The organism is Micrococcus sp., assembly GCF_030523875.1.
Lineage (GTDB): Bacteria > Actinomycetota > Actinomycetes > Actinomycetales > Micrococcaceae > Micrococcus.
The window spans coordinates 44,250-53,116 of sequence record NZ_JAUNHR010000004.1; the positions used below are offsets into that span (position 1 = coordinate 44,250).

General features: G+C 71.4%; 9 protein-coding genes. 6 read left to right on the forward strand and 3 right to left on the reverse strand.

Features of this window, described 5'->3' with window-relative positions; all coding sequences use genetic code 11:
* The first annotated feature begins 56 nt into the window (after positions 1-56).
* Both Q4D18_RS01320 and Q4D18_RS01325 read left to right on the forward strand, forming a co-directional pair.
* The gene (locus Q4D18_RS01320) at positions 57-890 is read left to right on the forward strand and encodes an alpha/beta fold hydrolase (protein WP_303125018.1); all 834 of its coding nucleotides are present in this window, start codon (positions 57-59) and stop codon (positions 888-890) included.
* 640 nt (positions 891-1,530) lie between these two features.
* Complete coding sequence (locus tag Q4D18_RS01325) at positions 1,531-2,004, forward strand: hypothetical protein (protein WP_303125020.1); 474 nt, start codon at positions 1,531-1,533, stop codon at positions 2,002-2,004.
* A 101-nt stretch (positions 2,005-2,105) separates the two neighbouring features.
* On the opposite strand, the gene serS is transcribed toward Q4D18_RS01325, so the two are convergent.
* A complete protein-coding gene (gene serS, locus Q4D18_RS01330; protein WP_303125022.1) occupies positions 2,106-3,389 on the reverse strand; it encodes a serine--tRNA ligase in 1,284 nt (427 codons plus the stop codon).
* A gap of 65 nt (positions 3,390-3,454) precedes the next feature.
* Here serS and Q4D18_RS01335 point away from each other — a divergent pair, with 65 nt between their 5' ends.
* Positions 3,455-4,585, forward strand: a complete 1,131-nt coding sequence (locus Q4D18_RS01335) for a diacylglycerol kinase family protein (RefSeq protein WP_303125024.1) — start codon at positions 3,455-3,457, stop codon at positions 4,583-4,585.
* Positions 4,586-4,606: 21 nt separating this feature from the next.
* On the opposite strand, the gene pheA is transcribed toward Q4D18_RS01335, so the two are convergent.
* Both pheA and Q4D18_RS01345 read right to left on the reverse strand, forming a co-directional pair.
* On the reverse strand, positions 4,607-5,620 hold the full coding sequence (pheA, locus tag Q4D18_RS01340; RefSeq protein ID WP_303125026.1) for a prephenate dehydratase: 1,014 nt from the start codon (positions 5,618-5,620) through the stop codon (positions 4,607-4,609).
* A complete protein-coding gene (locus Q4D18_RS01345) occupies positions 5,617-5,943 on the reverse strand; it encodes a rhodanese-like domain-containing protein (RefSeq protein WP_303125028.1) in 327 nt (108 codons plus the stop codon). Before Q4D18_RS01345 ends, pheA begins: the two co-directional genes overlap by 4 nt.
* 443 nt (positions 5,944-6,386) lie before the next feature.
* Between Q4D18_RS01345 and Q4D18_RS01350 the strand changes: the two genes are divergently transcribed.
* The 3 genes from Q4D18_RS01350 to Q4D18_RS01360 all read left to right on the forward strand — a co-directional run bounded on the left by Q4D18_RS01350 (position 6,387) and on the right by Q4D18_RS01360 (position 8,763).
* Positions 6,387-6,800, forward strand: a complete 414-nt coding sequence (locus Q4D18_RS01350; RefSeq protein WP_303125030.1) for a hypothetical protein — start codon at positions 6,387-6,389, stop codon at positions 6,798-6,800.
* A 29-nt stretch (positions 6,801-6,829) separates the two neighbouring features.
* Positions 6,830-7,198, forward strand: a complete 369-nt coding sequence (locus Q4D18_RS01355; protein ID WP_303125032.1) for a hypothetical protein — start codon at positions 6,830-6,832, stop codon at positions 7,196-7,198.
* Between the two features lie 95 nt (positions 7,199-7,293).
* Positions 7,294-8,763: an amidase gene (locus Q4D18_RS01360; RefSeq protein WP_303125034.1), complete on the forward strand. Its 1,470-nt coding sequence runs from the start codon at positions 7,294-7,296 to the stop codon at positions 8,761-8,763.
* Positions 8,764-8,867: the final 104 nt, after the last annotated feature.

Here is an 8,867-nt window from a genome sequence, read left to right on the forward strand (position 1 = left end):
ATCAGACTCCGGGAGGATCCCGCTCCGCGCCGGTCCACCGGGCGTAGCATGCGCCCATGCTCCACTGGCACGAGTTCGGGGATCCCGATGGCGTCCCGGTGCTCCACTTCCACGGCACCCCGGGGTCCGGGCGGGAGGCCGCCGCCCTCGACGCCGCGGCGCGCACCGCCGGCGTGCGGCTGATCGCCCCGGACCGGCCCGGGATGGGCCGGACCCCGCACGTGCCGGGGCGGCGGCTGGGGCACTGGCCGGCCGACGTCGTCGCCCTGCTGGACGGGCTGGGGGTCGAGCGGGCCGGGGTCCTCGCGTGGTCCGGCGGCGGACCGTACGCGCTGGCATGCCTGGCGCGGATCCCGGAGCGACTGACGGGCGTGGCGCTGCTCGCCCCCGCCGGCCTCCTGCCGGCGGTGCCCTGGGCCAACCGGCTCCTGCCGCGGCTCTACCTGCCCGTGGCCGCGCGCGTAGCCCGGGCGCGGGACTGGGGTCCAACGGCGGCGCTCGCCCAGTACCGGCTGCGGCGGGCCCGCACCCGGGTCGCCGGACCGGATGTCGCGGGAGAGCCCGTGGACCCGTCCGCGGCCGGGGCGCTGGCGCGCTCCTGGCGGGAGGCGTTCCGGCAGGGTGCGGCCGGGCCGATCCAGGACGAGCAGGTGATCAACGAGGACTGGTCGGCGCTGCTGCCCCCCGCCCGGCGGGCCCGGGGGGTGCCGGTGCGGATCTGGCACGGCCGACGGGACCGCACCGTGCCGCACCGGCACAGCCGTCGGCTCGCGCGGGCGCTCGGCGCCCGGCTCGTGGATCCGCACGACGGCGACCACCCCGGCGCGCTCGTCCATGCCGGCCCCGAGGCGCTTGCGTTCCTGGCCGGCGCGGCTGAGCGGGACCGATGACTCAACCTAACAGTTACATAACAAAACATGTGCAAGGTTCAAAATCATCGTAGTGTTCCCTGTGTCACACGCTATCGACTAGCGCTCCTCGGAGGTCCCCGTGAAGAACCGAACCGCCAAAGCAGTCACGACAACAGCAGCCCTCCTCCTTCTAGCAGGCGTTGCTACCCCAGCAAATGCAGCCCCCCTGAGCGGTGAGACCGTTACGACCCACTCGGAATTCACAACGCATCCCACTGGTGCCGGGGGCGGGGAAATGCGCCTCGAATTTAGAGATCCCCCTCCCCGAGGTGTCGAGAGCACCCAGGCCACCTGGGGCAGCAGCTATGCAACAAGTAAGGAAGTAGCTCAGTTCATCTACGTGGGAAGGGCGAAAGCCGGAGCAAACATTTATCAGGGCGAACGGATCATCAGCGTGTGCATCCGCTATAGCCACCCGGGACGGTCATCCGGAACTGTGTGCTCCAACGCCTCTTCCGGTAGCGGGCGGTGGGTAGCCGGAGATGAAGAGGTACTTCGGTTTGTCGACAACCTCAGCCTCAATTGGCCGCAGACCAAATTTCACGTATCCCTTGGAAAGATTCCCACAAACATGCTGTGACTCCGATCGGGAGGCTCCGGAAGGACGTCAGGAGAGACCATGAATTCGAACATCCATAGCAACCGCCCCCATCGACGTGCACCTGTCATGGCCCTCGTCATTATCGCGGCCTACAGCATGCTCGTTCCACTGTTCATCACAGCCATCACTGGCTATGGGGGCAACGAAGCGCTTCCCACACGGGCATATATCATCGCCTTCGCGATCGCAGGCCTGTCGTGGGTGGTGGCGCTCACCTCAGCGGGGGCGCAGCAGGGCGACCCGAGGGCATCGATGCCGGGGTTTCCCTGGGTGGAGGTAATCGGGGCGCTGATCGGCATCACGACCACCGGAGCCATATTCCTTCATTTGCTCCTAGTGATCGATGCCGGAGGACCCGCCACCCTGTTCGGTGCACTTCTCTGCCTCGCCGCCTTGCTCGCCTGGATCTTCTGGCTCGGATCATGGATCACAGCGCACAGGAACCACGAGCAGAACGTCGACAGGGAACAACCACCGGTGTGCGCATCGTGAGAGCCCGGCTTCGTCGCGCTCGCAGGGTGCGCGCCTGAAGGGCCGCCGTCATCGTCATCCGTTCAGCCCTCACCCGTCGCCGACTGCGACGCGGGGTCGGTTCAGACCAGCTCGAAGCGCTCCAGGCCGCCCAGGTACGGGCGCAGCGCCGCCGGGACGGTCACGGAGCCGTCCGCGTTCTGGTGGTTCTCCAGGATCGCCACGATCCACCGCGTGGTGGCCAGCGTGCCGTTGAGCGTGGCGACGGTGCGCGTGCCGCCCTTGGAGCCGTCCTCCTTCTGCACCCGCTCGCGGATGTTCAGGCGGCGGGCCTGGAAGGTGGTGCAGTTGGAGGTGGAGGTCAGCTCCCGGTAGGTGCCCTGGGTGGGGACCCACGCCTCGCAGTCGAACTTGCGGGCGGCGGACATGCCGAGGTCGCCGGCGGCGATGTCGATCACGCGGTAGGGCACCTCGATCGCGGCGAGCATCCGCTCCTCCCACTCCAGCAGGCGCGCGTGCTCGGCCTCGGCGTCCTCCACGGAGGAGTAGATGAACATCTCCAGCTTGTTGAACTGGTGCACGCGGATGATGCCGCGGGTGTCCTTGCCCGCCGAGCCCGCCTCCCGGCGGTAGCAGGTGGACCAGCCGGCGTACCGGACAGGGGCGTCGACGTCGATGATCTCGTCCGCGTGGTAGCCGGCCAGGGCGACCTCGGAGGTGCCCACAAGGTAGAGGTCGTCGCGCTCGAGGCGGTAGATCTCGTCGTCGTGCTCCACGTCGAAGCCGGTGCCCTGCATGGTCTCGGGGCGCACGAGCGTGGGCGGGATGACGGGGACGAACCCGTTCTCCAGGGCCAGGTCCAGGCCCATCTGCATGATGGCCAGCTCGAGGCGCGCGGCCACGCCCTTGAGGAAGGAGAACCGGGCGCCGGAGACCTTGGCGCCGCGCTCCATGTCGATGCCGCCGATCAGCTCGCCGAGCTCCAGGTGGTCGCGGGGCTCGAAGCCCTCGGCCGCGAAGTCGCGCGGGGCGCCGACCTCCTTCACCACCACGAAGTCGTCCTCGCCACCGGCGGGGATGCCCTCGATGATCAGGTTGGGGAAGGCGCGCTGGTGGGCCAGCAGCTCGGCCTCGGCCTCGTTCGCCGCCGCCTCGGCCGCCTTCACCTGCGCGGCCAGGTCCTTCACCTCGGCCAGCAGCGCCTGCTTCTCCTCGCCCTGGGCCTGCGCCACCTTCTTGCCGAAGGCCTTCTGCTCGGCGCGCAGCTCCTCGAACCGGGAGATCGACGCGCGGCGGGACGCGTCCGCCTCGACGATCCGGTCCACGAGGGACGCGTCGGCTCCGCGGGCCTCCTGCGAGGCGCGGTACTTCTCGGGCTGGTCGATGAGGTCCTTGACGTCGATCACGGTCCCAGCCTATCCGCAGGGGCCCGGCGGCCCCCGCGGGGGCGGGCGGATCCTAGACTGTCCCCATGACCCCGGAGATGCTGTTCGCCCTCGTCGCACTGGTGCTGGGCGTGGCGCTGGCCGTGACCCTCGGCCTCGTGGTGGCCCGCCAGCGCCGCCTGCGCCGCTCGCTCGGGCACGCCCGCGAGGACGTACAGGCGCTGGAGGCCCGCGTGGCCACCCTCAGCGAGCGGCTGACGGCCACGGAGGGCGAGGCCCGCCCGGACCACGAGATCGCGTTCATCTACAACCCGATCAAGTCCGGCGTGGCCGCGATCCGCGACTTCGTGGAGACCCAGGCCCGCCGGGACGGCTTCGGGGACGTCCTGGTCCTGGAGACGGAGGAGGACGACCCCGGCACCCGCATGGCGCGCGACGCCGTCGCGGCCGGGGTGCGCCGCGTCCTCGTGGCCGGCGGCGACGGCACGGTGCGCACCGTGGCCGAGGAGCTCGCCAACACCTCCGTGGCCCTGGGGATCGTCCCGCTGGGCACGGGCAACCTGCTGGCCCGCAACCTCAGCCTGCCGATCAACGACCCCGAGGAGTGCGTGCGGATCGCCCTGCACGGGCACCAGCGGGTGATCGACACCGTGGACGTGCGCCTCGTCCACGAGGACGGCGAGCGCACGCGCCATACCTTCACCGTGATGGGCGGCGCCGGCTACGACGCCGACATCATGGGCGACACCCGCGACGACCTCAAGGACATGGCCGGCTGGCTGGCCTACTCCGAGGCCGGCCTGCGCCACCTGGGCGGGGAGCGCCACGAGATCTCCGTGGCGCTCGACGGCGGCCCCTTCCGCTCCTACAAGATGCGCTCCGTGCTCGTGGCCAACTGCGGCATGCTCACCGCCGGCATGGAGCTGCTGCCGGAGGCCAAGCTCGACGACGGCCTGCTGGACGTGCTGATCCTCTCCCCGCGCAACACGATGGACTGGGCGCGCATCGCGGTGAAGACGCTCACCCGTCATCGCAGGGATCTGGACTCGCTGCACACGAAGCAGGCCACCCGGGTGCAGGTGCGCTTCGCCGAGCCGACGCTGTCCCAGCTCGACGGCGACGCCACCGGGAGCATCACCGCCCTGGACGCCCGGGTGCAGGCGGACTCCCTGGTCGTGATGATCAAGAACGAGGAGCGGGCCTCCGTCCAGTCCTGAGCACGCGGGGGCCGCGCCCGGTCAGCGGGCGAGGATCCCGCGCACCCACTCGCTGCCGCGGCGGTAGGCCTCGTCCGTGACGTGTGCCGGCACGCGCACCGCGTGGCCCTCGGCGCGCGGGTAGGACCCCAGGAACCGCACGCCGGGGAAGCTGCGGTGGAGCGCCGCCAGGGCCGCGCCCACGCGCGCCTCGGCCAGGTGGCCCTCGAGGTCGATCGAGAAGAAGTACCGGCCCATGCCCTCGCCCGTGGGGCGGGACTCGATGCGGGAGAGGTTGATCCCCCGGGTGGCGAACTGGTCCAGGATCTCCCGCAGCGCGCCGGGGTGGTCGTGGGGCAGCGGCACGGTGACGGTGGTCTTGTCCGCGCCGGTCACCTCCGGCAGTGCCCCAGGCCGGGACACCAGCACGAACCTGGTCACGGCGCCGGTCACGTCCTCGATCCGCTCGGCGAGCACCGGCAGTCCGGTCTGCTCGGCCACGAGCGGGGCGCAGACCGCCGCGTCGGCGGCCGGGACGGCCCCGGCGTCGTCCTCGGCCCCGACCACCTCGGCGGGCAGCAGCAGCCGCGCGCCGGCGGCCGTGGAGGAGGCGGGCGTGAACTCGACGCCGGGCAGGCGCTCCGCCATCCAGCCGCGCACCTGGGCCCACGCGTGCGTGTGGGTGCTCACCCGCCGCACGTCCGCGAGCGCCACGCCCGGCCGGCCCACGAGCACGAAGCTGATGGGCACGAGGACCTCGGCACGGATCTGCAGCTCCTCGCCGGAGCCGATGTCGTCCAGGGTGGCGGAGACGCCGCCCTCCACCGAGTTCTCGATCGGCACCACGGCCGAGTCCACCTCGCCGGCACGGACGGCCGCGAGCGCGGCCAGCACGGACGAGGCGGGCACGAGGTCCGCGGCGTCGGGGTCCACGAGGCGGCGCAGGGCGGCCTCGGTGAACGTGCCCTCCGGGCCCAGGAACGCGTGCCGGGGCCGACCCGCCGGATCGGAGCCGGCGGCGTCGGCCCCGGCGCGCGGGGTCTCGGAAGGTGTCACTTGACGGTGGGCTCGGCGTCGCCGTCGGCCTCCATGGGCTTGCCGGCCTCGAGCCACGCGCCGGAGCCGCCGGCCACATTGATGGCCGAGTAGCCGCGGCCCGCCAGGAACTCGGCGGCGCGGGCGGACCGGCCGCCGCTGCGGCAGATGACGTGGTAGTCGGTGTCCGGGTCCAGCTCGTCCAGGCGCTCCGGCAGCTCGCCGAGCGGGATGTGGACGGCGCCCGCGGCGCGGCCGAGGGCCCATTCGTCGTCCTCGCGGACGTCGAGGATGTGGGCGTCGGCGGGGACCTGGTCGGCGGAGACGGTCTCGAAGAGGCTCATGCGGCCCAGGGTAGTCGGCCGCCCGAACACCCCACACCCCTGTTGAGCTCTCGGCTCAGCGGCGGACCACCGGGCGCGGAGACACGACGTTCGCCACCCTCCTGTGATTCCAGCATCGGAGTCTGTGAGATGTGTTGACCGTCACTGCGGTGGGTCATATCCTCAAGGGGCAGAGATCGAATCTGGTAAGTCAGCAGATCCAACAGAGGAGAGATCGCGTCATGAATTATGTTGATCGTCGAACCGTGCTGACAGGCGTTACCGCGTAGGCCTTCGCTGTCGCCTTCCCCGCCACCGCAATGGGCGCAGGAGGGGCCACTGCAACCTCAAGACCTGCTGCAGGTGTAGATCACATTGTCACTCGCCTGGCGACCGAGTTCATCTTTGACGGGCGCCGCCTGGGCCTTAAGGGCGGCCTTGACGGCATAGCCAAGCGTTTCAATTTGACCTCAGCAGAGCGAGCAACCGTCGAGGCCATCCTTCAGCGGGCAAACTCCAAGGAGAACCGCGCGACGTCATCCCTCACCCAGGACCCGCTCGCACTCAAGCCACCTGAGGTGTCTTCACCAACAGCTGGCGGTGGCGCGCGACTGCTTTACCTGGATTACCACGCGCTGACCGCAGGCGTCGGGGCAGCACTCTATTCCGCCGCGCAGGTTGGCCCTGCGGCTCTCATGGCCGCTTGGACAGTATTCACCGCCGCCATGAGTGGCCCGATCGCTGTGGGGGCCGCAATTTTGGGGGGAACATTCTTTGCGGACCTGGGGGTAAAAATCCTCGGCGCCGTCGCCCAGCAGAAGGGAATTGCCATCTACGCCCAGTGGGGCATCCCCCCGTTGCGCTCTGAGATTGAATGACACGCGACCAGTAAAAAGAAAGGACTCCCATGTTCTCTCAAAACCGAACTGGCATCATTCCCGTCCCCGAGCTCCTTGCCTCCGTCGGCGGCATCCTGGCGGTCGATTCCCTCCGCCGAGACGCCCTCGGTGAGAATCCGTGGTGGTACGTCGCCGTCGCAGGGGTCGTCGCCCTCGTCCTGTTCGCATGGGGTGTCCAACGCTCGGCCTCTCTCGGCGCGGCGTTCGTGGTCAAGACCGTCCTGTTCTTCCTCGGACTCGGTCTCCTCCTGGCATGGCCCAGCCCCTGGGCCTCCGCCGTCATCGTTCTCGGAGCCGTCCCGTACGCCGTCGGCTACGTCGTGTGGTCCTCGCGGGCCACTCCTCGCGCGACGAACGAGACGGTCTCGACCGCCTGACCCCACCATCCACTGACTGGGGGCCGTCCCACATCCGGGGCGGTCCTCAGCCGTGTTCTCCCTGTGACCCGCATACACCCTCTACCCTGATCCGCATGGCTGAGCACCTCGACGGCACCGCCACCTCCCCCTCCTCCCCCGCGCCCGGACCGGGCCGGCTGTTGGGCCGCAGTGCGTATGCACTGGCTCAGGACCTCGCCTCGGGCGCCCTCAGCTCCCGGGAGGTGACGACGGCGGCCCTCGCCGCCGCCGAGTCCCGCGCCGACCTGGGGCTCTTCGCCCACCTGGACCCGGACGCGGCGCTGGCCCAGGCCGCCGCCGCAGACGAGCGCCACGCGGCGCACCGGCCCGAGCGCGACACGGTCGCCCTCGGCCTCCTGCACGGCCTGCCGACGGCGGTGAAGGACCTCACGGACGTGGCCGGGATGCCCACCCGCCGCGGCTCCGCGCTGCTGGCCGACGCCCCGCCGGCCGCGCAGGACGACCCCCTCGTGGCCCGCCTGCGGGAGGCCGGCACCGTGGTGCTGGGCAAGACCACGGTCCCGGAGTTCGGCCTGGACTCCTACTCGGAGAACCTCGTGGGCCCGCCGGCCCGCAACCCGCTGGACCCCGCCCGCACGCCAGGGGGCTCCTCCGGCGGCTCGGCGGCGGCCGTGGCTGCGGGGATCCTGCCGTTCGCGCCCGGCTCGGACGGCGGCGGCTCGATCCGCATCCCGGCGGCCGCCTGCGGGCTGGTGGGCCTGAAGCCGGGCCGCGGCACGGTGCCCACGGACGAGGCCGAGGACACCGTGCGCACGCTGACCGTGTCCGGTCCACTGGCGCACACCGTGGAGGACGCGGCCCTGCTGTTCGACGTGATGGCCAATCCGGAGGGCCTGGGCGGCCGGACGCTGGCGGACGTGCGCCGGGCGGCGGAGGACCGGCGGGCCGGGACCCCGCACGCCGGCGCCCGCATCGGCCTGAGCACCGTCTCCCCGTTCCCCCCGGCGGTGGAGGTTGGCCTGGCCCGCCCCGCGCTGGCGGCCCTCACGCGGGCCGGCGCCCTCCTCGAGGCCGGCGGGCACGCGGTGGAGCCCTTCAGCCCGTACTACGGGGAGCGCTACCACGAGGACTTCCGCACCGTGTGGACCTCGGGGCTGCTGCGGGCTCCCCTCCCCCCGGACGCCGAGGAGCGCGTGGGAGCGGTGGCCGCCTCCTTCCTGCGCTCGGCCCGGGCGGCCGGGCCGGAGGACATCGCGGCCGCCGTCGAGCGTCTGGAGGACTGGGCGCAGAACGTGCGCGCCCAGTTCGGCTCGGTGGACGTGGTGATGACGCCGGTGCTGGCCGCCGCGCCCCCGGAGGTCGGGCACTTCCTGGCCCTGCCCCCGGAGGAGAACTACGCGGCCCAGTGCGCCTTCACCCCCTACACCTCGATGGTCAACGTGCTCGGGCTGCCCGCGGTGTCCGTGCCGGTGGACCGGGACGAGGCCGGGCTGAGCTGGTCCGTGCAGCTGATCGGCCGGCCCGGCGCGGAGGGGCGCCTGCTCGAGCTCGCCGCCCACCTGGAGGTGCTGCTGGCCGGCTGAGCGGCCGGGCAGCGCCCCCGGGCACACGACGACGGCGCCGCACCCCTCGGGCGGATTCAGGGGGTCCTCGCAACACCTGATGGTCTAGACGGCCGTCAGTAGAT